General features: G+C 44.7%; 32 protein-coding genes. 28 read left to right on the top strand and 4 right to left on the bottom strand.

Features of this window, described 5'->3' with window-relative positions; genetic code table 11:
* Positions 1-92 precede the first annotated feature (92 nt).
* From KH172YL63_RS11905 to KH172YL63_RS11840, 14 genes are all read left to right on the top strand, one after another.
* A complete protein-coding gene (locus tag KH172YL63_RS11905; RefSeq protein WP_173106306.1) occupies positions 93-488 on the top strand; it encodes a VOC family protein in 396 nt (131 codons plus the stop codon).
* A gap of 95 nt (positions 489-583) precedes the next feature.
* Complete coding sequence (locus KH172YL63_RS11900; RefSeq protein ID WP_173106305.1) at positions 584-802, top strand: hypothetical protein; 219 nt, start codon at positions 584-586, stop codon at positions 800-802.
* 178 nt (positions 803-980) lie between these two features.
* The gene (locus KH172YL63_RS11895; protein WP_173106304.1) at positions 981-1250 is read left to right on the top strand and encodes a hypothetical protein; all 270 of its coding nucleotides are present in this window, start codon (positions 981-983) and stop codon (positions 1248-1250) included.
* 121 nt (positions 1251-1371) lie between these two features.
* Positions 1372-1932, top strand: a complete 561-nt coding sequence (locus KH172YL63_RS11890; RefSeq protein ID WP_269475145.1) for a GNAT family N-acetyltransferase — start codon at positions 1372-1374, stop codon at positions 1930-1932.
* A gap of 69 nt (positions 1933-2001) precedes the next feature.
* Complete coding sequence (locus tag KH172YL63_RS11885) at positions 2002-2640, top strand: SDR family oxidoreductase (RefSeq protein ID WP_173106303.1); 639 nt, start codon at positions 2002-2004, stop codon at positions 2638-2640.
* Positions 2641-2768: 128 nt separating this feature from the next.
* On the top strand, positions 2769-3497 hold the full coding sequence (locus KH172YL63_RS11880) for a hypothetical protein (protein WP_173106302.1): 729 nt from the start codon (positions 2769-2771) through the stop codon (positions 3495-3497).
* Positions 3494-4228 carry a hypothetical protein gene (locus KH172YL63_RS11875; protein ID WP_173106301.1) on the top strand — a complete coding sequence of 245 codons (735 nt, stop codon included), beginning with the start codon at positions 3494-3496 and terminating at the stop codon, positions 4226-4228. The genes KH172YL63_RS11880 and KH172YL63_RS11875 overlap by 4 nt, the downstream gene beginning before the upstream one ends.
* Positions 4229-4274: 46 nt before the next feature.
* On the top strand, positions 4275-4484 hold the full coding sequence (locus KH172YL63_RS11870) for a hypothetical protein (protein ID WP_173106300.1): 210 nt from the start codon (positions 4275-4277) through the stop codon (positions 4482-4484).
* A 278-nt stretch (positions 4485-4762) separates the two neighbouring features.
* Positions 4763-6526, top strand: a complete 1764-nt coding sequence (locus tag KH172YL63_RS11865; protein ID WP_232066004.1) for a M3 family oligoendopeptidase — start codon at positions 4763-4765, stop codon at positions 6524-6526.
* A gap of 14 nt (positions 6527-6540) precedes the next feature.
* Positions 6541-7185 (top strand): uridine kinase family protein, encoded by a 645-nt coding sequence (locus KH172YL63_RS11860; protein ID WP_173106299.1) that lies wholly within the window; start codon positions 6541-6543, stop codon positions 7183-7185.
* 123 nt (positions 7186-7308) lie between these two features.
* The gene (locus KH172YL63_RS11855; RefSeq protein WP_173106298.1) at positions 7309-7899 is read left to right on the top strand and encodes a histidine phosphatase family protein; all 591 of its coding nucleotides are present in this window, start codon (positions 7309-7311) and stop codon (positions 7897-7899) included.
* Complete coding sequence (locus KH172YL63_RS11850) at positions 7893-8099, top strand: hypothetical protein (RefSeq protein WP_173106297.1); 207 nt, start codon at positions 7893-7895, stop codon at positions 8097-8099. The genes KH172YL63_RS11855 and KH172YL63_RS11850 overlap by 7 nt, the downstream gene beginning before the upstream one ends.
* 11 nt (positions 8100-8110) lie before the next feature.
* A complete protein-coding gene (locus KH172YL63_RS11845) occupies positions 8111-10033 on the top strand; it encodes a DUF2207 domain-containing protein (protein WP_173106296.1) in 1923 nt (640 codons plus the stop codon).
* Between the two features lie 22 nt (positions 10034-10055).
* Complete coding sequence (locus tag KH172YL63_RS11840) at positions 10056-10565, top strand: kinase (protein WP_173108151.1); 510 nt, start codon at positions 10056-10058, stop codon at positions 10563-10565.
* Here KH172YL63_RS11840 and KH172YL63_RS11835 read toward each other — a convergent pair.
* The gene (locus KH172YL63_RS11835) at positions 10547-11515 is read right to left on the bottom strand and encodes a nuclease-related domain-containing protein (RefSeq protein ID WP_173106295.1); all 969 of its coding nucleotides are present in this window, start codon (positions 11513-11515) and stop codon (positions 10547-10549) included. The genes KH172YL63_RS11840 and KH172YL63_RS11835 overlap by 19 nt on opposite strands.
* A 501-nt stretch (positions 11516-12016) precedes the next feature.
* On the opposite strand from KH172YL63_RS11835, the gene KH172YL63_RS11830 reads away from it, so the two are divergent.
* The 7 genes from KH172YL63_RS11830 to KH172YL63_RS11800 all read left to right on the top strand — a co-directional run bounded on the left by KH172YL63_RS11830 (position 12017) and on the right by KH172YL63_RS11800 (position 16760).
* On the top strand, positions 12017-12667 hold the full coding sequence (locus KH172YL63_RS11830) for a nitrous oxide reductase accessory protein NosL (RefSeq protein ID WP_173106294.1): 651 nt from the start codon (positions 12017-12019) through the stop codon (positions 12665-12667).
* Between the two features lie 59 nt (positions 12668-12726).
* A complete protein-coding gene (locus KH172YL63_RS11825) occupies positions 12727-14025 on the top strand; it encodes a right-handed parallel beta-helix repeat-containing protein (protein ID WP_173106293.1) in 1299 nt (432 codons plus the stop codon).
* On the top strand, positions 13995-14477 hold the full coding sequence (locus tag KH172YL63_RS11820) for a nitrous oxide reductase accessory protein NosL (RefSeq protein WP_173106292.1): 483 nt from the start codon (positions 13995-13997) through the stop codon (positions 14475-14477). The genes KH172YL63_RS11825 and KH172YL63_RS11820 overlap by 31 nt, the downstream gene beginning before the upstream one ends.
* Positions 14470-15285, top strand: a complete 816-nt coding sequence (locus tag KH172YL63_RS11815) for an ABC transporter permease (RefSeq protein WP_173106291.1) — start codon at positions 14470-14472, stop codon at positions 15283-15285. Before KH172YL63_RS11820 ends, KH172YL63_RS11815 begins: the two co-directional genes overlap by 8 nt.
* Positions 15285-15971, top strand: coding sequence for an ABC transporter ATP-binding protein (locus KH172YL63_RS11810; RefSeq protein WP_173106290.1), 687 nt, complete (start codon positions 15285-15287; stop codon positions 15969-15971). Before KH172YL63_RS11815 ends, KH172YL63_RS11810 begins: the two co-directional genes overlap by 1 nt.
* A 95-nt stretch (positions 15972-16066) precedes the next feature.
* The gene (locus tag KH172YL63_RS11805) at positions 16067-16252 is read left to right on the top strand and encodes a hypothetical protein (protein ID WP_173106289.1); all 186 of its coding nucleotides are present in this window, start codon (positions 16067-16069) and stop codon (positions 16250-16252) included.
* A 214-nt stretch (positions 16253-16466) separates the two neighbouring features.
* Positions 16467-16760, top strand: coding sequence for a DUF4190 domain-containing protein (locus tag KH172YL63_RS11800; RefSeq protein ID WP_173106288.1), 294 nt, complete (start codon positions 16467-16469; stop codon positions 16758-16760).
* Between the two features lie 493 nt (positions 16761-17253).
* Here the strand turns inward: KH172YL63_RS11800 and KH172YL63_RS11795 are convergent, their stop codons facing one another.
* Positions 17254-17841 (bottom strand): TetR/AcrR family transcriptional regulator, encoded by a 588-nt coding sequence (locus KH172YL63_RS11795; RefSeq protein WP_173106287.1) that lies wholly within the window; start codon positions 17839-17841, stop codon positions 17254-17256.
* 160 nt (positions 17842-18001) lie between these two features.
* Here KH172YL63_RS11795 and KH172YL63_RS11790 point away from each other — a divergent pair, with 160 nt between their 5' ends.
* Positions 18002-18997 carry an NADPH:quinone oxidoreductase family protein gene (locus KH172YL63_RS11790; RefSeq protein WP_173106286.1) on the top strand — a complete coding sequence of 332 codons (996 nt, stop codon included), beginning with the start codon at positions 18002-18004 and terminating at the stop codon, positions 18995-18997.
* A gap of 56 nt (positions 18998-19053) precedes the next feature.
* Here KH172YL63_RS11790 and KH172YL63_RS11785 read toward each other — a convergent pair whose 3' ends face one another.
* Together KH172YL63_RS11785 and KH172YL63_RS11780 are read right to left on the bottom strand one after the other, a co-directional pair.
* Positions 19054-19344: a GNAT family N-acetyltransferase gene (locus KH172YL63_RS11785; protein ID WP_173108150.1), complete on the bottom strand. Its 291-nt coding sequence runs from the start codon at positions 19342-19344 to the stop codon at positions 19054-19056.
* Positions 19345-19350: 6 nt separating this feature from the next.
* Entirely contained in the window at positions 19351-19542 is a 192-nt protein-coding gene (locus KH172YL63_RS11780) for a hypothetical protein (protein ID WP_173106285.1), read from the bottom strand.
* A gap of 115 nt (positions 19543-19657) precedes the next feature.
* On the opposite strand from KH172YL63_RS11780, the gene KH172YL63_RS11775 reads away from it, so the two are divergent.
* The 6 genes from KH172YL63_RS11775 to KH172YL63_RS11750 are packed head-to-tail and all read left to right on the top strand — an operon-like array spanning position 19658 to position 22675.
* Positions 19658-20107 carry an NUDIX hydrolase gene (locus tag KH172YL63_RS11775; protein ID WP_442858727.1) on the top strand — a complete coding sequence of 150 codons (450 nt, stop codon included), beginning with the start codon at positions 19658-19660 and terminating at the stop codon, positions 20105-20107.
* Between the two features lie 8 nt (positions 20108-20115).
* Entirely contained in the window at positions 20116-20643 is a 528-nt protein-coding gene (locus tag KH172YL63_RS11770) for a GrpB family protein (protein WP_442858784.1), read from the top strand.
* A 26-nt stretch (positions 20644-20669) separates the two neighbouring features.
* Positions 20670-21149, top strand: coding sequence for a DUF4825 domain-containing protein (locus KH172YL63_RS11765; protein ID WP_173106283.1), 480 nt, complete (start codon positions 20670-20672; stop codon positions 21147-21149).
* A gap of 25 nt (positions 21150-21174) precedes the next feature.
* Positions 21175-21366, top strand: a complete 192-nt coding sequence (locus tag KH172YL63_RS11760; RefSeq protein ID WP_173106282.1) for a hypothetical protein — start codon at positions 21175-21177, stop codon at positions 21364-21366.
* Positions 21363-22268: an alpha/beta fold hydrolase gene (locus tag KH172YL63_RS11755; RefSeq protein WP_173106281.1), complete on the top strand. Its 906-nt coding sequence runs from the start codon at positions 21363-21365 to the stop codon at positions 22266-22268. Before KH172YL63_RS11760 ends, KH172YL63_RS11755 begins: the two co-directional genes overlap by 4 nt.
* A complete protein-coding gene (locus KH172YL63_RS11750) occupies positions 22265-22675 on the top strand; it encodes a GNAT family N-acetyltransferase (protein WP_173106280.1) in 411 nt (136 codons plus the stop codon). The genes KH172YL63_RS11755 and KH172YL63_RS11750 overlap by 4 nt, the downstream gene beginning before the upstream one ends.

The following is a 22675-nucleotide window of genomic DNA, read 5'->3' as shown; positions in this document are numbered from 1 at the left end:
CTGGAAACCTATTGAACTTCCTTAGGAAAATGGATAAGCTTAAGTAACAGCGAGGATATTTCAGAAAAATCTAAAATCTAAAGGGGTATACGATGAGTAGAGTGGTTCATTTCGAAGTCCATGTAGATGACATGGAAAGAGCAAAGGCGTTTTATGGTGAAGTGTTTCAATGGCAGTTTGATGACTGGAGTGAGTTTGCGGGGATGCCATACTTCGGTGCGGTAACCGGCGATGAAAATGATATGGGAATCAACGGTGCCCTGATGCAGCGGCAGGGTCCTCCTCCTCAGGCGAATCAACCTGTGAACGGATATGCATGTACGATGGGTGTAGAGGATTACGACCTTACAGAGAAAAAGATCCTCGAAAATGGCGGACAGGTGGCCATGCCGAAGTATGCACTGCCGGGAATGGCTTGGCAAGGATATTACATAGACACAGAAGGCAATGTCTTCGGCATCCACCAGCCTGATAAAGATGCAAAGTAATATGTGATGAATGCGCCACGATATGAATTGTGGCGCTTTTTATATGTAGGGAGTGTCTTTCATGTGGTAAAATCAGGATGCGGGGAGGGAAGATTATGGTTGTATGGATCATCAGTTTCTTTTCAGTCATGATCATATGTCAAACGGTAGGGTCGTTGATAAAGGTGTTTCGGATTGCCGTGGAACGAGAAGAAATCACGATTGCGAAGCATAAAATGCTGGTGAGGAGATCTATTTTGATCGGCGCAGTACTTGCTGTTTCTTTGCCGTTTGGTTATGACAAGCTGTATGAATCGCTTTTTAAATGGATGTAAAGAAAATGAGTGAATAGATAGGGAGAATCAATCTTGTATTTTATCATAGGAATCGGAATCATTATTATATTATTTGCAGTGGAATTGCAGTTGAGAAAATTGAATCAAACAAATGAACGTATTGTCGAACTTTTAAAGGAAATGAAAGATAGGGAGTCATAAGAGGGGTGCTGAAACAATGAATCGGGTATTCCGGTTGTTCTTTCAAGAGGAAGAAAATAAACGGTCAATTCAATGGATGAAAATGTTACATATCGCATTAGGGCTGGTTGGAGCGGCTCTTTTTTTCATCGCGTGGGGATCAGGGGGTTCTATAGCCTGGGCGATGGTGGCTTTCGGGCTGATGCACTTGCTTGGCGGGATCGAAAACCTTTTATTGAAACAGAAGGCGGCAACCTCATTACTGCTTTCTATCAGTTTCTTTGCATTGAGCTATTCTTTGATATAGTTTATCCACCATATTTTAAAACAACCCTTCATGATGCATAAAAAGATGTTCTGAAGTAAGAAAACCTGATACATTTATATTATCATTATTTTCCAAAAAACAGTGGAGGGGTTGGGGTCGTTTGAATGAGTGTAAAAGTGAGAAAGCAATCATAACGGAGAGATTATATTTGAGGATGTTCAATGAGTCGGATGCCTGCGAAGTCAGCAGGTTATGCAATAACTATAATCTTTATCGCAGTACATTGAATTTGCCCTATCCTTATACGGAGGAAGATGCCCGCTACTGGATCGGTGGCCATGAAGAGAACTTTGATCAGGACCGGATGTATGAGTTCGCCGTGACTGATAAAGAAAGCGGGAAGCTGTATGGCGCTGTGGGGATCTCGAATAAAGCACGGGACAAAAACGGAGAGATTGCCTACTGGATTGGTGAGGAATATTGGGGAAAGGGCTATGGCACAGAGGCTGCCAAAGCCGTGATCCAGTTTGTCTTCAAGGAGAAGGACTATCACCGGGTTTACGCCCGGTATTTCGGGTCGAATCCTGCTTCCGGGGCAATCATGAAAAAATGCGGGATGGAGTATGAAGGCACCTTAAAAGATCATTTATTTAAGAATGATAGATTTGAAGATTTAGTTTTGTACGGAATCATAAATGAAAAGCACGCCTCAAACAGATGATTTGAAAACGGCCACGGCTCATGCAAAAATAATCTCATAGTCAAAATTTCCAAAGAAGGAGATGTTGAGATGAACGTAGCCGTAGTTGGAGCAAACGGACAAATCGGGAAGCAAGTCATCCGGTTCCTGAAGGAGGACCACACCCCAAGGGCGATTGTAAGAAAGGAAGAACAAGTCCGGGAATTTGAGGAAGCAGGCGTGAATGCCTCTCTTGTAGACCTGGAAGGAACGGTCAATGAGATTGCGGAAGGGTTGAAAGATGCGGAGGCAGTCATCTTCACAGCCGGTTCAGGCGGAAGTACTGGTGCCGACAAAACCCTGCTCATCGACCTCGACGGCGCAGTGAAAACGATGGAAGCAGCCAAGCAGGCAGGAATCGACCGCTTCATCATGGTCAGCGCCCTTCAAGCTCACAACAGGGAGAATTGGAATGAATCGCTCAAGCCATATTATGTGGCGAAGCACTTTGCAGACCGTGCCCTTGTACAGAGTGGCCTGACGTATACGATCATCCGTCCGGGAGGCTTATTGAATGAACCGGGATCAGGGAAGGTTTCAGCAGGCGAAAACCTCTCAAGAAGCTCAATTCCCCGTGAGGATGTGGCAAGAACGATCGTCGCTTCTCTTACAGCGAAACAAACTTTCAACAAGGGATTTGACCTTGTTTCAGGTGATGCAGACATTCAAGACGCCATCCTAAACGTATAATCTAACACTGTGAAGAAGACCACTTTTAAAAGGTGGTCTTTTTTATTGATAAGAGGGTCCAAAATATGGGAATGGATGTTACAATGGTGGGATGAAGAATAAACTGACAAAAAAGGGAGTGGGAAGTGATGATCCATATGAATATGAACGGCTCCTTTAACAGTATAGCCATCATGATCAATATCCTCGAGTGGGCTGTCATTGGCCTGCTTGCTTATAAAACCTATAAGAAACGTACGGTGAATCCTAAAGTATGGAAAGTGATGGTTGCCATCTTTGTCGGGTTATTTGCCTTTACAATTGATGTTGAATGGTTCGATACACCGGTGAAAATTCCCGTATTGCCTCTTGGCGTGTGGATTTTATATGGGGTGCTCAACCGTAAGGAAGACAGGTGGGATACCTATCGTCCGTATGCCTGGATCGGATTCTTTGGGAATGCCTTCGTCCTTGCCGGAGCATTGATCGGTTCTTTGGTTTACGGGATGGTGTATCCAGAAGATCAGGCGGGCACCTACCTGTCAGATTTGGATGGTGCATCAATCCTTTCCATCCACCAGGGGGCGGGGAACGTGACCTTAAATAAAGAAGTGTTGAAGAAGCAAATTCCATCCATGAAGCAGGAAGTCGTTGAAGGATCCCGCTGGTATGAAGAAATGTACCTGGATTCAGAGGGAAGCAAGACTAGCAATGAACGGTTTCCGTACATGCTGACCGGCACGTCATCCCAGTGGGGGAGCGGATTGGACCCTGTCATCTTTTTGGAGCAGGATGGAAAAGGACTGCTGATCACAACACCCAGGGAACAATATTATTTCCGTTCACGCCAATCTGTGTTTGAGGAGGGGAGACCATGAAGGATAATAAGAAACGCCTCTTCATTCTGATCGCCAGCATCCTCATTATGGGAATCGGAGTGTATTCACTGCTCGTCTCTCATGCAGGATCGCCTCCAGGAAATGATGAGATACTTGCTGAAATCAATGGAGAAATGCATGAAGCTTCCGTAAATGACATCCAGGATTTCTTGCTCCTAGATTCCCGCCACGGGGCTGCCCCCTTCCGAACAGACACAGGAGAGTATGGAATGAGCTACTGGAAATGGTCGATCACCGGATGGAAGCTGAAAGGATATACCACCAAAGGGGAACCACGACTATGGAAAGTGCACCAAAAGGACCCTTCAAGCTACCACATCGTCTGGAACATCGATCCGGAGGAAGAGGTGAGCAAACTGGCATTTTACTATATAAAGGAGAGGGGATATTTCGGTGACGGGGAGAAGGAACGCTATTACCCCAACATCCAAATGAAAAGGGAAGTGTCTCTCAAGAAAAAGTCATATGGAGTTTTGAAGATCCCAAAGAATTGGATGGAAGCGACGAAAGAAGCATTTGATGAAAATGGTTCATCCAACGCTTTCTTTCATACAAACCTATATTCTACATTTGCCTGGGTCCCATTAGATGCATCGGGTGAAAGGAAATCCGGGTATCGAGAAGGAAACGGCTCATCCTATTACCAACAGATACAGGTTGAATATATGAAATTGATTTCGGCGGGTGAACTTCAGCTAGGAATAGACTGATGAAGGAAGGAGGAAAATCATAAAGCTTTTCCTGAAAATCAATGGAATGAGCCTCCTTTGTGCAATCGCTGTGTATGTTCCGATTGAACTCATCGTGAATACCAACAGACTGACCGGCCGGGAGTTTCCACTTGAATTGCTTATACTATTGGATTTTATCGTTGCGACGCTCTTATTCTATCATTTATCAAAAAAGTGGCTGGATGACAAGAAATCCAGCTACTGGCCGGCGCTGCTGTGGTTGCCATATTTCTGATGCTAATATTTGCTTCCAGTCTTCTGATTCAGTCAACATCACCAGTGGACAATCCGGGACCGGGTGCAGGCCTTGTGCTCATCGGGATTCTGATGACGTATCCTTTTTACATAGTGTCGGTGACGTTTATTGGTTTAGGAAATAAAGAGAGTTGACGTCTGGATGCCCTTGCGGTGAGATTTTTGAATTTTCCGATAAGAAAATGTTGGAAAATCGTACAGCGTGATGTAAAATTAGAACATACGTTCCGTTCTTATACGGTGAAGGGGGAGTTTTTGTTGAATCACATTACATATCAGCCAGTATGGAATCTTCACAGCATCTTTGACGGGGGAAGCGAATCCGCGGAACTTCACAAACATATGAAGACGACAGAGGTACACTTAAAGGATCTGGATGAAAAGGTGAAGACGTGGAGCGTGGAGGACAGCGGCCCATTTATCGATATCATTCATGACCTTCAGGAGATCAGGAGGAGTTTATCCCAAGCCCGGTCCTATATCATTTGCCTGTTGGCACAAAACCACAAAAACAGGAGAGCCCAATCGATCAGGGGGGAAATCACTGCACTCTTTTCACGCTATGAATCCATCAAAAGTATGGTGAAGAAGAAGTTATCAAGAACCCCTGAATACGTGTGGGAAGAAATCCTGGCTCATTCTCCCGCGCATCGTTTCATCCTTACTGAATGGAGGGAAGAGGCAGACCTGGAACCAGGGGAGGAAGTGTCTGATCTTATGGCTGACGGGTATCATGCATGGGGACAAATCTATCAATCTTTCATGAGCAGCATAACCGTCACTGTAAAGGGCGATGAGCTGTCTGTTGGACAGGCAATCAATCTTCGTTCCCATTCTGATCCGGCGGTCCGGGAAGAGGCCCATTCAGCACTCGTGGAGAAGTGGTCGGAACATGAAGGGATGTTCGCCCAGATTCTCAATCATCTTGCCGGCTTCCGCTTGGGTATGTACAAAAGCGCAGGGATCGGGGACGTACTTACCACGCCCCTCGCCCAAAACCGGATGAAGGAAGAAACATTGAACGCAATGATGCGGGTGATTGAAAAGAATAAGAAACCGTTTGCTGACTATCTGCACGCAAAGGCAGCCATGCTTGGGGACACGAAAATGAAGTCTTTCCACTTCGGGGCGCTTCTGGATTCCCCGAACCGGCATATTGAGTACGATAAAGCTGTTTCACTCATCAAGGAGCGATTTGCTTCAGTCGGACAAGAGATGGGGCAATTCGCCGAGAAGGCATTCAATGACGGCTGGGTAGACGCGGAAAACCGCCCGGACAAGCAGGCAGTCGCATTTTGCGCAGGCTTTCCAAAGACAAATGAATCAAGGGTATTCCTTACCTTTAACCACACCTTTAAAGGGGTACTTTCCCTCGTTCATGAACTCGGTCATGCCTTCCATAATCATGCCATGAAATCAGTGGATATCCTAAACCGGCAATACCCCATGAGCCTCGCGGAAACTGCTTCAACATTCGCCGAGATGGTCATGCTCGAAGAAGCCTTCAACAACGCAGAAACCGATGAAGAAAGGCTGTTCATCCTTGATGAAAAATTAAAAAGAAGCGTCATGAACTTCATGAACCTTCATGCAAGATTCATTTTTGAAAAAGAGTTTCATGAAGAACGGAGAAAAGGTTTTGTATCGTCTTCCCGCCTGAATGAATTGATGGAGTCTGCGCTTGAACGGGGATACGATGGAAGTCTTGAAGAGTGGCCGGTTCACACATGGATATGGACACCCCATTTTTACAAAACCGAAGCGCCTTTTTATAACTTCCCATACACCTTTGGCTATTTGCTCGCCCTGAACTTCTTTGCACAAGCCAAAGATGCGGGAGATACATTCGAAGAGCGTTTCATGGCTTTGCTGAAGGATTCCGGTAGCATGACGGCTGAAGACCTCGTCATGAAGCATCTGGGAGAAGACATTACTGAAGAACGTTTCTGGGAAAAAGGAATGGAGCTGTGCTTGAAGGACAGTGAGGAGTTTATAAAGTTGGCAGCCCGTCTAAAGAAGTGAGGTTGGAGCGAACCATGGAAAAGATCCTGCATCAAATCGCAAATCTATTGAGAAAACAGAATGAACATATGATCATCGGGGTATCCGGACACGGTGGATCCGGTAAGACCACATTCGTTAAAAATCTATTGACGGAACTGGAAGGGGTTAACGTAAATTACATCAATACAGACCCATATATCGTCAGTTCTCATCTCCGTAAGCATTCATCCATTCAGTACGAATACAACAGGGAGACCCATCAGGCGAAGATGACCGCATGCCACCCGGATGCCCACCACCTCTTTGCATTGGAACGGGATCTGAAAATGGTGAGGGAGAGAATGCCCCTTTATACGATGGATGTCCACTATGACAGGAGCAGACTCATAACGCCTGAAAACAACATAACGCTCGTGGAAGGTATGTCGGTTGCCTTTTGTCATCCCGGCTTATTCGACATCTTGATCTACTTCTATACCGACGGTGAAACGGAACTCAACCGCCGGGGGATCCGGGACGTCACAGAGAGGGGCATGGACATCGGATACTTAAGAAAAACCCATGATGAACGGAGAATACAATACGACCTGTTCATGCATCCCCTGCATAAGAATTTTGATATCGTGGTCAAAAATTCAAATCATGGATATGAGGTGGAGAAGAACCTGTCTAGGTAGTTTCGGGAAAGTTTATTCGAAGGGATAGGCTTTCTTTTTTCAAAAAAAGATTGAGGGTACTGGGTGAGTTTGGAATAATTGACAGTGAGGTATAGAAACATGATGGAAAAGTCAGGAGGTCCCATGCATACATATGTTTATTTGGTAAGACACGGAGAGTCTCCAAAAAACGGTGATGAGAGATCCCGGGGGCTGACGGAAAGAGGAAAAAGGGATGCACAGTTTGTAACCGACATCCTCAAAGAAGAAGGAATTGACCTCGTCCTGTCAAGCCCTTACAGCAGGTCGGTCCTCACAGTGGAAAAGCTTGCAGCTGATATCGGTCAAGAAGTCATCATCATTGAAGATCTTAAGGAAAGGGTGTTTGCTGCCCAGCAAACACGGATGCCAGATACAGATTTATCCCTTCTGTTAAAAAAATCCTTTGACGATCCACTTTATACATTACCGGGTGCAGAATCCAATGAGGCCTGTCAGAAGCGGGCCATACATGTCCTGAATGAGTTGTTGCATAATTACAGAGGCAAAAAAGTTGCGTTCGGAACCCACGGGACCGTCATGACCCTGATGATGAACGCATATGACAAGCAATACGGCCTGAACTTTCTGCTGCAAACCACTAAGCCGGACATATACAAAATGGAATTTGACGGTCAGAAGTTAGTGGGAGTTACCAGGTTGTGGAGTGGCCAGGAGGGGGGAGTGTCATGCTAAAGAATATGAATCTCTTTACAATCATAATGGCCTTCATTGTTTCCTTCATAAATTTTGCACAAGCATATAACAGCCTGATTGAAGATATGATGGTTTCATTTTATTTTCATGGTGTCGGCGGTACCTTGATTTTTATTTTACATATGACTGCACTGATTTATTATGTGCGCGATAAAAAGAAAGCTGAACAAATCAGCTGAAGGAGTGCCCTATGATAAAAAAACTGCTCCTCATCTTTATTTTATTTTTCTCAGTGAGTCAGACGGCTTACGGGAAATCCTTCACCATCGATGAGGTCCGGATCAGGGCATGGATTCAACCGAATGGAAATCTCCTGGTGAATGAAATGTTCACCTATTCGTTTGATGGGAAGTTTAAGAGAGTGTCACGCTCCATCCATGAGGACAATCATGACGAGGTTCAATGGTTTAAGTCCTATGAGCTGCTGAATCAGGATGGGGAACTCGGGTTTTTGAATGAAGATGATGTGCGGCCGCTGAATGTCGAACAGGAGGGAAATACTTTTCGCTCTTCATACCCCGTAGAGGATGACAGCGCCACATTTTTATATGTATATGAACTTGAAAACGCCGTACGCTCTTATGAAACGTACAGCGATGTTACCGTCCCATTTTTTCAAAGTGGGAGCAATCATGATGTCGATCTTAATCATGTCACGATAGATTTTGTGTTCCCTGAGAAAATCGATCCAAAGGAATATGAGGCATTTATTCACGATCGAGAAGGTCACGTGGAACAAAAGGGTCCTGAAGTGGTCCGTTTTATCACGCCGGTATCTAAAATGCACAGCCTAACCGAAACACGGGTGCTCTTTCCTTCCTCCATCATGAAAGAACAGGAAAAGGCGGCAGCGCCACAATCCTTAGAGCATGTGATTCAAAAAGAAGAAGAACGGATGGAATTGGCGGAACGGAGAAAAGAGCAATTGGACACACATAATAAGTTCCTTGCTGGGCTGACAATCTTCCTTGTCTTACTCGGTGCTGTGATGTTCTTAGGTTCCCTGATCGGCAGGATAAGGGGGAAGGGGGATGTTTCTGATGTCCTGAAGGCAGATCCTCTCCTTCTATACATGGTCCATCATCGTGGACGATTTACACACGGTTCCCTGATGGCCGGCCTATATTCACTCATTGAAGCAGGAAAGGCAACCGTCCGCAAACAGAAAACGACGACCCGCTTTTTAACTGATACCCGATCACCTGATGAAACCCTATTTTTTACACTTACAAGCGATGATAACGAGTTAACGCCGATTGAACGGCAATTTGTTTCCTGGGTGTTTAAAAGGAAGGGGAGAAATGGATCAGCCTCATTTGCAATGACAGATCTCGCCGGGGCGACAAAGAAAGAGAAAGACCTGAAGCGTCATGTGAAAACCTACCATACGAAAGTGAAACTTCTCAAAGAACAGGAGAGAGAATGGTTTCAAGCACTGTTAAAAGAAGCAAAAAGTGCCAATCTCCTTCACGCCCGCTTGTTCCATTTCATCACGAAAGTACCTCCCGTACTGGTTTACATCGGAATCCTGGCTGCTTTGTATTTTGATGAGCAGTCATCATTTGCTCTATGGATGTATGCCGTTGTTGGTGCAGGAGGACTCATCCTCATGTGGGTAAAGAAAGAGAAGAAGTGGCCGGTTGTCATCTGGACCCTGATTTCTGTATTCGCCTCCTTACAGATTGTAAATGAAACAGCTGTACTTTATCTTTTCCTTTCCATCATGCTGACCCTGATTCTTTGTATCCTGGTGCCACGACACACACTATCTGTACCGGGGCTTGATCTGAAAGCCGGGATTCGCTCGTTTAGGAAACAGGTAAGGAAGAAAGAGGTCGAAGGTGATATGGACAGGTGGATGATCCGTTCCATGTTGTTAGAAAGGAAGCGGAAATTGAAGAAGTTATGGGTCAAAGATCTTGATTCTTCTCTTCTGTCAACTGCCCCTCTTACAGCATTGATCCTAACCAATCAAAATCCCCAGGAATTCCTCACAAACTCGTGGAAGTGGAGCGTTCCGCCTCCGAGTCCATCTTCAGGTTTCTCCGATGGTGGTTACTCTGGAGGGGGAGGAGACGGTGGCGGTGGAGGCGGAGGTGCCGGTGCCGACTGATGCACGGAGGAAGGAAGATGACATGAAATCTACGCTCATTATATTAAGAGGAAATTCAGCAAGCGGTAAAACGACCATCGCAAACAGATTACAAGAGCATTACGGTCACGGAACACTGCTCGTTTCCCAGGATACCGTCCGTCGTAATATGTTGAAGGTTCATGACCGGGACGGTAACCTTTCCATCGAGTTGATCAGACAAATTACTGAGTATGGAAAAGGAAAATGTGAGGTTGTCATTTTGGAAGGGATCTTAAGCAGTGCCCGCTACGGCGACATGCTGAAGGATTTGATTGAATACTTTAATGGGAGGGCACTCGTATATTATTTTGATTTAACATTTGAGGAAACTCTCAGGCGCCACCGTACAAAAGGTGCAGACTTCGGTGAGGAATTACTGGCACGGTGGTGGATTCCGAAAGATTTTCTTGGCGTACAGGGAGAGACTGCTATAGGGGCTGAATTATCGGAAGATGAGGTACTGGATCGGATTGTGAAAAAGGTGGAAGCTGCTCAAGGTGATTGTATATAATAAACGCCTTTTCTATTTCCTATTTGAGTGAGGGGGAGGGATTGAAGGATGATGGTTGCCGTTTTACGGGAAGGAAGGAGAAGGAAGTCTCTTAGCTCCTGATTCGTAATGGTTGGCTTAATCAGTAGGAAGTAATCCTTAATCGCCTGGAGGTGAGCTGTTTTGGAACCGTGTTGACAGAAGGGACAGTGCCAAAACCCTGTCATCCTGATCATCACCTCATTGCACCTTTCACACAGAACCCCGCGACGAATGTCGGCAGCATTCAATTGATAGGTTTGCAGAATGGAAGAATTGTCTTCCTGATGCTGAGTCAACAGCAGTCGCTTTATTTTCTTAAGGTCGTAGGGTTCATGTTCTTTCTGGCTGTATTTTTGGTTGAGTTTGCTAATTTCATTCACCAGGTTCTGGGCATGAATGATTTTGTCGAAGGGCGGAATCAATGCATGCCCTTTTGCCATTTTCAAAATCGTTGCCGGGTTGCTGAAGACGACGAGGAATTCGATGGGAGGACAGGGAAGCTTCTGATTATAAAACCATCTCTGGAGAAACAGCTTTTGCCGCCTTGCCTGGGTAATCGGGTCAGGATAGCCCGTTTCTATCCCTTGATAGATTTTTGAGAACTGATTGAATTCGGGATTGATTGTGAGGGTGCCGGAAATGTTTTTCACTTCGATCGGGAGCGTATAATGTGAGGTTAAGAGGAGGGTGTCAATCTGGAAGAAATCCGGGGTCATTGGCAGCTTGAGGTCATTGAATATCATATATTTCTTATCAGACAGAAATGAGAGGTGGTAATCAACTGCTTTTTCACCATTGAACCCGGCTTTCCTTTTCTTCAAGTCCTGCTCGATGATTGGTCTTTTCGGATGGTTCAAGGGTTGAAGTCTTCTTATGAGGGCCTCGGTTTTTACAAGTTTCTGAGGGGTTTCCCTTTCTTTTGCAATCAAAAAATCACTCCTTTTGCTCGTTATTTAATCAAATAGTTCGCCGTTTTTAAGAAAACTCCTGCTTTTTGGAAGAAAATAGAAAATTTTACAATTATAATTGGGTAGGGATCTGCTCGGGACGGGGAATCTACCAATATATGAGCCGGTTTCCACAACTTATGAGCTGGATCTGAAATATATGAGCCGATTTAAAAATTTATGAGCGGGAATTTTTTTATATGATCCTGTTTTTCAATATATGAGCATGTTGTCGAAAAATCTCAGGGGGTGGGCGCCTTCATGCGTATCCACGTTTGATAGTTCGTTTTTGTGTTCATATAAGCTGCCTTCTTTCATATTGGTTACTGATTTTATTATAAAGGAAATGGGCGGAAGGGTAAGCCTGATATGACACCTTTTTGAAAACTGGTCCAAATCTCTCTTGAATTTTATATTTAGCGAGATTCCTTCATTTTTTCAACACAATTGTCTGCTATTTTTTATGTGAAGGGAGAGATTAGAATGAAAAAAATGTGGTTGTCGCTTCTGCTCGGCCTGTTGGTTATGACTATGGCTGCTTGTGGGACGACGGATGAAAAACAGACAGAGAAGAAAGAAGAAGCATCACAACAAACAGAGAATAGTGATGAAACAGCTGGAATGGAAGTGGCACTTGCTGAGCCCGATGAACATACGGTGTGTGAGTACTGTAATATGACAGTCTACCCGAAAGATCAAGAAATGGGTGCATTTTCGGCACAGGGTATTGGAGAAGATGGAAAGAATTATTTCTTTGATGATATCGGCTGCATGCTGAATCAGGAGCGTAAAGACGGGATAACCCTTGATAAGTATGTAAGGGATTATGATACAGATGAATGGGTGAAGCTTGACGAAGCCGTGATTGTGAAGGGTGAGATCAAGACGCCGATGAACTACGGTTATGCTTTCTTTAAGGATGACGAAGGTGCACAACACTTCATTGAGGAGCAGGGAAGCGATCAAGCAAGTCTTTCATCCCTGGAAGACATTGATGAAGTAGCAAGTCATCGTCATATGAAAAAGATGGAGAAAATGAAAAACGGTGAGAGCATGGACATGAATCATGACCATCAGGATGACGGCATGAAGCATGAAGACAAAGAAGAGAGCAGTGAACACTCTCATTCATAAGAAAACCGGGCTAAAGGCATTTGCTTATTTAGCCCTTTTTCCGATTTGGAGGTGATAGCATGAAGAAATGGCTAGGCGTCATGGCTGTATTATGCCTCCTTTCCCCGTTATTTCCGAGCGTGATGATGGCAGAGAAATCCATTCAATCGATCATTGATGAAGCAGATCCAGGCTCGACTGTATATCTCGAATCAGGTACCTATCATGAAAACATTGTGCTGGATAAGCCGCTTACGCTGATTGGCAAAGGGAATGTCATCATCGAAAGTACAAGTAACGAACCGGTCATTTCCATCGATCATACCCGTGACATTACGATAGAGAATATAGAATTGTCCAGTCGCGACAAGGATTCGGTGGGAATCCAGGCAAACGCCAGTAAGTACTTGGTGATGAGAGACGTAAAGCTCAGTCATTTCAATTCCGGAATCGAACTTTTTAATGTTGGAAACAGTGAAATTTCTGACGTTACGATTGAAGGAAAGAAAGGACATTTTTCAAAAAAATTAAATGGTGTGACGCTTTATAAAACGAATAGAATCAAGGTTGAAGGTGCAGAGATCCGGAATGTGCAGGATGGGATTTACGTGGAAGAGGATCATCAAAGTCAATTGATTGGCAACCTCGTGTCACATTCACGTTACGGAATTCACCTGATGTATTCGGACGGAACCGCTTTGGTGAAAAATCATCTGAGTCAAAATGTTACCGGCCTGATGCACATGATGTCTGATGGAACAAGCATTAAACGTAATATAGTGGAACATCAAACGGGTTATAACGGATCCGGGATGGTTCTTTATAATGGGGGAAGCATTGAGGTGGAAGAAAATACGGTGGCACACAATGGCGTCGGCATGACGCTGCAAAATGTAGCCCACTCTGCCATTAAAGGCAATAGGATTTCTTCGAATCAAACAGGGCTTCAGTTCATCCAGTATGCACAATCGAATGAGTTCGCTGGGAATGAAGTATACGGAAACATCATGTCGGTTTCATCCGACCGGATCGGTGCAGTGCTGGAAAGGAATTACTGGGATGAATATAGCGGAATGGACGTTGACGGGGACGGTCTCGGCGATACGTTTTACCAGTCCAACGATTCTTTCGGAAGATTGATGGTCAAACAGAAGGCTTATCAATATTTCTTCGAGTCCCCGGCGGTCGTTACTTTGGGGAAAATGGAAAAGAAGCTTTCATTGAAGGATAAGAATGCCGTACGGGATGAAAAACCGTTGCTCCAAGGTTCAGGGAGCAACGTCGAGTGGGGGATGAATGTCTTCCAGCTGATTCTCGGGTCGGCAGGGTTTGCAGGAGGTTGGTTTGTATGGAGAAAATTAAGTGGCTCAAATGGATGAGCCTCACAAGCATCATTGCATGTATATGGATCATCGGTGCAGGATGTGGCAAAAAAGACATGAGCCCCCGGGACATCAATCCGGAGGTGGACACGTGCATTGTATGCAATATGAGCATTGTTCACGAAGATTATGCCGCACAGGCCGTGTTGGCAAACGGTGACAAGCTCATTTTCGATGATATTGGGTGCCTCGTTCAATATGCGATCGAACAACAGGAGGATGCGGTCGGGGCTAGCTATGTGAAGGAATACGAGACGGACAAATGGATCGACTCAAACACAGCCTATTTTGTGTATGATCAGGAATTTTGGACACCAATGTCTTACGGCGTCCTTGCATTCAGCACGAAAAATGGTGCAGAAGCGTTCATGAAAGAGGAAGGCAAAGGGAAATTGATGACTCCGGAAGACTTATCGGAGCACGAATGGGGCGTTCATGCCCATGAATAAATTATCGTCATTCATCACAGCGGAAATGAAAAAAATGGTGCGGACGAAGTCACTGTTCATATTCGGGAGCCTTCTGACACTATTACTTCTCTCGATTACGCTGGTACAAATGTTTGCCATGCCGGTCACTTCCTCGTTCACACGGTTTTCGGCTTCATTTTTAAACGTCCTGCTATTTTTATTGCCATTATTCACGTTGACGATAGGGGCATTGTCGATTTCGTCTGATATTGAGTCAAGATGGTTTTCATTGTTAAGGACCTATCCAATGCGAATAGGGACGTATACAATGGGGAAATTCGTTGCCCTTGTGAGTTCATTTTTGATCATGCTGACGGTAGGATACAGCCTCGTGCTGATCGTGAGCAGCGTGAGCAGGGGGAGTACCATTGATGTACTGATGCTGTCCCTGTCAGTTGTTGCCGTATGCGTCTTCTCGGCACTCTCGGTTCTGATCGGAAGCTTATCTAATAGCCGGGTTCAAAGCTTATCCCTCGCCCTTGGGGTGTGGGCATTCTTTTTACTGATCTATGAATATTTCATCATGGCTGCAGGCTCTTTTCTGTCAGGAACATTGTTGAAAAATCTGGTCATCATCCTGACATTTACCAATCCAGTCGAATGGATACGGACAGGATATATTTTATATTCGGGAAACGCAACGGTTCTTGGTCCGGTGTATTATGACTTCTCTGCGTTTTTCCTGACGGTAGCAGGGAAAGCCGCATATGTGCTCGTTTCCGTCCTTTGGGTGGTCCTTCCGCTGATCGGCAGCAATATCATCCTTAAGAAGAAGGAGGGAAGATAATGATCGTTTGCAATGAACTGACTAAGATTTATCCAACAGGCAGGACTGGTTTGGATTCCTTTCATTATGAGATTCCATCAGGAACGATTGTTGCGCTGACAGGAGGTAATGGTGCAGGGAAAAGCACGCTCATCAAGATGCTCACAGGGATCATCAAGCCAACGGCAGGGTCGATTGACTGGCATGGTCAGCGCTTCAGCTATATGCCTGACGACCTGGAGTTCCCGGAAGTACTGACGGCATTCGAAGCACTGGCGCTACTCGGTGCATTGAAGAATGTCGATCGGGATGCCTGCCAGCGGTTATTGCGCTATGTCGGTCTTGAAAACGTGGGCCATGAGAAAATCGGGACGTTTTCAAAAGGAATGAAACAGCGCCTCGCATTTGCCCAGGCCCTTCTGTCAGACGAAGAAGTCCTCATCCTCGATGAGCCGACGAACGGACTTGACCCCTACTGGATCAAATGGATGAAGGAATCACTGCTTCGGGAGAAAGCCAAAGGCAAGACGATCATCTTCTCCACCCACGAATTATCGTTTGCGGAGAGTGTCGCAGATGAATTGATCTTTTTCTATGAAGGGAACACATTGATCCGAGATTCAGTGGACAACCTGAAGAAATCAGGGAAGTCTGTGGAGGACGTAATCGTAGCTGAATTGGAAGGGTTAATTCAGGATGGTTCATAGTAGTGAAGGGATGATTACAGTCACTGTAGTCATCCTTTTTTTTGATTGAGATTTACTTCCTTATTTGAAATAATTGGTATTAAGGGGGAGTAGGGATGAATGTTGAAAAGAGAGGTAAAGTTGCTTCCATCGTGTTTGGCAGCATCATACTGATTGTCATTGTGTTATTTATCATCACAATCGTTTGGGGTAGCAAGTTGAAGGACATTATCAAGGATGGGTTTTCAGATGATGAGGCTGTGGTGGAGCTATATGGTGATATTTCTAATAGGGATGCATGAGTCACGTTTATGGAAAAAGTAGTTATGACGAAAAGGCGATGCTTCTGCCCGAGCCTGCTGACTGAACAGTTGGATATTAATTGAAACTTTTCCATATTTCTTTCGTATATATTGGAAAGGTTTAATGATCAAATATCGGGGCCGCACCCACCCTCATCAGCCTGTGGCAACGTACACGTAAAAACAATTCAGTACAAGAAAGAAGGATGAAGTCATGGCGAATGTAAACACAGCAGAAACCAAGATAACAAATGGAAAGGCAACAGCCGCGATGATACTGGGGATTCTATCGATTGTCTCGATCATCATCCCTATTGCAAGCCTGATCCTGGGCGTCACCGGACTCATTCTTGGCATACTCGGAAGAAAAGAAATCAAGCGCTTCCAGCAAGAGGGAAGAAAAATGGCTCTTGCAGGGATCATTTGCAGTGTGATCGGGATACTTCTGCCGATTATATTGACAGTGCTTACGTTCATGGCGTATTCGAGTACTCCTACCTCTATATAAAAGGGAGATTAATATGATAACTGCACTCATTCTTTTTGCCATTTTACTAATAATAGTTGGATTTTTAACACCGATTGCTTCGGGTACGACATTTTTGGTGGCTGGGATGTTGATGGTGGTCGCTTTAGTTTTATCGAGGAGGAAGAGAAGGGGGTAAGTATGTGTATGGGGAGAGTGGTGGGTATACTAAATGGGGTATTATTGAAGGTGAAATCCACTTTTTAGCTTGAAATGAGAAAAAGGAAGATAGAAATGTAAGAGCAACCTTCATTTTGGGGCTATCCTAACTGTGTAAAAGACTTTTTAAGGTCACTCGAACAGCCAATACCCGTCTGATAGACCGCTTATGAGCCGGTTTTCAATTTTTATGATCCGAAAATTTAGTTTATGAGCGGGAATTCTGATATATGATCCTCTATTCAAATATATGATCTCTTTGTCGAAAATGAACCATTCACAACGAAAAAAACGGGCCATCACTGGTCCGTTTTTTCTACTTTTTTAACAGACGAAGAATTGATTCGAAACACAGTGTCCGATAGAAATCATGCAAGTTGTCGTCATCTTTCATCAGCCACTGAATGAGGCTTCCATCGATTATACAACGGATGCTGATGACGCTTTGTTCGATGTTATCGACTGTAAAAACACCTTCTTCGATTCCCTGTGAGATGATTTCCTCCGTAACAGTGCGGCAATTGTGGTAGAATTGCTGGTTGATTTCCCCGTAACGGTGATCATTTTTCACCTGTGCCAAGAAGTCGAGGTAAACACGATAAAAGCTTCTATTTTCATCCGGGGAAATGAACACCTGTTTGATATAGGCTTCGAGCTTTTCGATCGCCGTATCTTTCCCACGGATGGATTCGGCTTCTTTTGCATATATTCTTGTAGTGATCCATTCAAACAGGTGAACGAACACGTCTGCTTTATTTTCAAAATAGTAATTGGTGACGCCTTTACTCACGTCTGCGTAATCGGCGATATCCTGTAATGTGACAGATTCATAGCCTTTTTCAGTAGCGGCCTGAAATGCTGCTCTAAGGATTTGTTTCCTTCTTTGTTGTGCTTTGTTTGACATCTGATTGCAACCTCCAGTGAATACCTAGGATTAGTATACTAAAAAGTGTAGACATATTCGACCCTGAATTATACTGACCGGACAAAATAATTTGACCGGTCAGTATAAAATGTATTACGATGAACGGGAAATCAATGTTTGTGAAAGGAGACAATCTACCATGCAGGAACAATTTAATGCGCTAGTAGTGAATAAAACAGAAGAAGACTTTTCCGTAGAGGTTCAGAGATTATCAATGGATGACCTTCCTGAGGGGGATGTGTTAATAGAGGTCCATTACTCAAGTGTGAACTATAAAGACGGTCTTGCCTCTATCCCGAATGGAAATATTGTAAAGTCATATCCGTTTGTACCTGGAATCGATCTTGCGGGGATCGTCGTTTCTTCAAACGACGACCGTTACAATGAAGGAGAAAAGGTGATTGTAACAAGTTATGAGCTTGGCGTTTCCCATTATGGAGGATATAGTGAATTTGCCAGAGTACCAGCTGAGTGGGTGGTGCCGTTACCTAAACAGATGACGATGAAAGAAGCGATGGTATTCGGGACGGCAGGATTTACGGCGGCCCTTTCCATCCATCATTTAGAGGAAAACGGGTTGAAACCTGAAGATGGGCCGGTACTTGTGACAGGGGCAACCGGCGGCGTGGGAAGCATGGCCGTTTCAATGCTTGCCAAACGAAACTACGATGTGATTGCCAGTACCGGGAAAGAATCAGAATATGCTTTCCTGAAGGAACTAGGGGCGAAAGATGTGATCTCCCGGGAAGAAGTAACGCCGGAGAAGATCCGTCCAATCGGGAAACAGCGCTGGGCAGGTGCTGTCGATCCTGTTGGTGGAAAAACATTGGCATCGGTATTAAGCAATACGAAATATGGAGGAGCTGTTGCAGTAAGCGGACTGACAGGGGGCGTAGATGTTCCGACAACGGTTTTCCCATTCATTCTTAGAGGCGTGAGTTTACTGGGTGTAGATTCGGTCTACTGTCCAAAAGAGTTGAGAGAAACGCTATGGGAACGGATGGCTACTGACTTAAAACCTGAAGGACTGGATAATATGGAAAATGAAGTGTCATTACAAGATCTTCCTCGCACGCTGAATGACATTCTTGAAGGAAAAGCAAAAGGAAGAACAGTCGTCAAAATCAAAGAATAACATGGAGAACAAAAATCAGGGACTTATCTATCATAGGATAAGTCCCTGATTTTTGTTCAAATGCGCAAATGCAGCACATGCTGCGGTCCTTTAGGCCCCACATACACCTCATGTTCATCAACAAAACCCGTTTTCAAATAAAGGCTGATCGCAGCGGCATTCCGCTTGTTTACGCCGAGTACGATCTCCTTTGTATCCGGGAGATGCTCCCGCAAAAAGTCTGGCAATGAAGTCAACGCCTGTTTAGCAAAACCTTTCCCTTGATGCTGAAAATCAATCGAAAATGATGTTAATAATCTGGCGTCTGTCCTGTTCGTGTATCTATGAAGTTTCTCACCTTTTTCCAGTGCAAATTAGCCGACAGGTTTCTCTTCGGCCACAATCATGACGTGGACGGTGTCAGGTGAGATGAACGGGTCTTGTATTTTTTTCAATGGGTAACTGGTGAATTCGAGCTGGTCATCGGGCAGTTCAAAGTTCGAAAGTGCCTGTTGGAAATTATCGCTGTATTGAACTAATGTCGAAGATACTGAGTTGGGCTTCATCTCGATCGCCTCCTGTATAAAATGAGTGTATTAGCTATGGAAAATAAATGCAATTAGTAACGGAAAAAGATTGAGAAAATAACCAATATTTGAAATAATTGGAGGGGTGATAAATATGAACGGAGGAATACACATGGTAACGAATACGAATGAAATTCACGTGCCGCCCAAGCATATCGTGTCGGCAGCAACGATTGTCCTGAATGAAGAGAACGAAATCCTTTTGATCAAAAGTCCCCGGAACGGCTGGGGAATGCCTGGTGGTCAGGTGGAAGAGGGAGAGTCTTTGAAAGATGCGGCGATACGAGAGACGAAAGAGGAATCTGGCATTGATGTGGAAATCGTGAAGTTTTGCGGAATTTTCCAGAATGTAGGCGCGTCGATTTGCAATACGCTTTTCCTTGCAAAACCTGTCGGCGGTGCATTCGCCACGTCCGATGAAAGTGAGGAAGTCGGTTATTTTCCGATTGAAGAAGCGCTGGAGATGGTGACGTTCCTAAATTTCAGGCAGCGGATTGAATCCTGTCTTGATGAAAGTGCTCATCCGTTTTATGTAGAGTTTTAAGTTTGGGAATGAGTATGAACCGGATACAGGTATGTGAGTATAGGAAAGAATGGGAAATCGAATTCCTGAATATAAAGAGTATTCTTGAAGGGAAGGTCGGACATGTTGTGGCAGAACATATCGGCAGCACCGCGGTTAAAGGGCTTGCAGCGAAGCCAATATTGGATATTGATCTTGTGATAGGAACTGTGGAGCTTTTTCGTACCGTCCGTGAAGACCTTGAAAAGCTCGGATATTTCTATCAACCTCAATGGAGTTTTGAAGGAAGGGACGCGTTTGGCAGGCGGGACCCGTTCACACCCTGGGACGGGAAGGACACCACATGGATGAATCATCATTTATATGTATGTCCGACCGACAGCGTTGAACTGGCGCGGCACCTCGCTTTTAGAGATTATTTAAGAAGCAATTGGAGCGCGGTCGAAGAATACAGTGATTTAAAAAAGAGGCTTGCAGAATCGTTCATCAGCAGGACCCAATATACAGAGGGCAAAACGGCGTTCATTGAGAGAGTATTGAAAAAAGCGTTGAGTTGATACCAGGAGGAATTTACGTTGAAAAAATGCTGCGTTTCCTGATCCCTGCTGCCTTTTTGATGATCACTGGATGTCAGCAGACGACAGGTCAGGAGGATGAACTTTTCCATTATAAGGATTCCTATGTAGGAGACAGCGGTGCATTGGGCAATATTACAAGAAGACTCCCGCGTCCAGACGGAGAGCATCTCGAGGGCATTGAACTCAAAACAACAGAGAAACCGTATGGGATTATCTTGAATTACACAAGCGCAGAAAGTGAGGGGATTACCACGAAATATCATGAACTGACACTTTCAAATGGAACAATGATCCTGGCGCTGGTCAAAAATGCAGATTGGGTTCAGTTCAATTACCTTGATGGTTCCAATACGGTAACGAGGGAATCACTGGAGAACTGGTATGGAAAAGACATCAGCGAATTTTCAAACGAAGATGAGCTGAGTGAGTTTGTGCAGCCGTATTTGGAAGATGAGACAAAAGTAGACCAGTTTTTTCTAGAGTAAGAAATAGTGAAGGAGAGAGTAAATATTGAAACTAAACGCCTTTATAATCAGAATTTCACTCATGATCCTTATCATTTTTGGCGGGACGTTTGTTATCCAATTTGTCAAAAGCGGTGACCTATTAGTAGGCCAAATGATTGGGTTCGGTATCGGCACGGGTGTGCTTCTTGCTGCAGTAATGTGGAGGAAGAAGAACGGCGGTGTGCAGGAAGGGTGAGATGGAAGGATGGGGAGTATGCTCCCGAGCTGAACGGGATTGTTCATTGGGTGAAGGTGGAAGGCAGTGAATACAGAACTGTACCCCTGATCGTAATCCACGGCGGGCCGGGAGGAAATCATTATGTGTTTGAGCGGAATGCAGGTCCAGCCCTGTCAGCAAAGAGGACAGTCGTTTATTACGAGCAACGGGGGTGTGGAAGATCTTCATCACCACAATCGGAAAAGGAGTACAGCATGAATGTATTGATCCGGGACTTTATTGCACTGAAGCAGTGGCTGGGTGTCGGCAAAGTGGATTTACTCGGATATTCGTTTGGCGGGGAGTTGGCCCTGGAAATCGCTTCTCATATCCCTTCTGACATTCATAAGATTGTTCTGTCTGGTCCAAGCTTGATGAAGACTGAAATTCAGAGGATGGTTCAGCTGACGGGGTTCCTTTCAGTAGCGGAGGATGAGATGTATCATAAGCTTTCACCGGTGTACAAACAAGGGTTGTCGATTGGAGAGATGTATGAAAAGGTGTGGAATCTTGTGGATGCGGACACCGTTGATCGATTGTTGTTTCAAGATCAGAAGATTGCCAGGCGGAACCGGGATATGTGGGAGAGGAGCAAACTTGAGAACACAGGTTTAATGATGGAAGCATTGAACAGAGAGCCCCAATTGATTCCCTTAGAACAACGCCTGGACAGGGTTACTCAGCCTACACTCATCCTGACAGGTATCCATGACCGGAATACGGGCGTGCCGATCTCAACAATGATTCACAGAAATCTGGCGGCCAGCAAGCTCGTTCTGTTTGAGAATAGTGCTCATTTTCCTGACCTGGAAGAAACAAAGAAATTCACTGAAGAAATCCATCAATTTTTGACCGGAGAGAATGAAGGTGATGGACTATGAAGAAAGTGGAATCAAAGAATCAACACAATTCAATCAAGATGTTATTAAGCTATTCAACTCACAACTGGGAACAAGAATATAAGAAGAGTATCGACTCTCCGGATAGGGCGTTGTATGTGATGCTTCAAGAGGAAACATATGTAGGCTGCCTCGTTATAGAATGGAAGAATGACTACTTCTGTGAAGTGAAACATATCGCCGTATCCCCGTCTGCAAGGGGCAGGGGGATAGGAAGGGAAATGATTGATCGCTTGGTCGACACTTGTTCCTTCACGTATCTTGGCGCAGAAACTGATCAGGAAGCAGTTGATTTTTACAGGAAGATCGGCTGGAAGATCACCAGTCTGGGAGAGAAGTATCCTGGTGTGGAACGATTTTGGTGTGAATATCATCGTGAAAAGGAGTGA

It is taken from the genome of Bacillus sp. KH172YL63 (assembly GCF_011398925.1).
Lineage (GTDB): Bacteria > Bacillota > Bacilli > Bacillales > Bacillaceae_B > Rossellomorea.
This window is presented reverse-complemented; position numbering and strand designations above follow the sequence as displayed.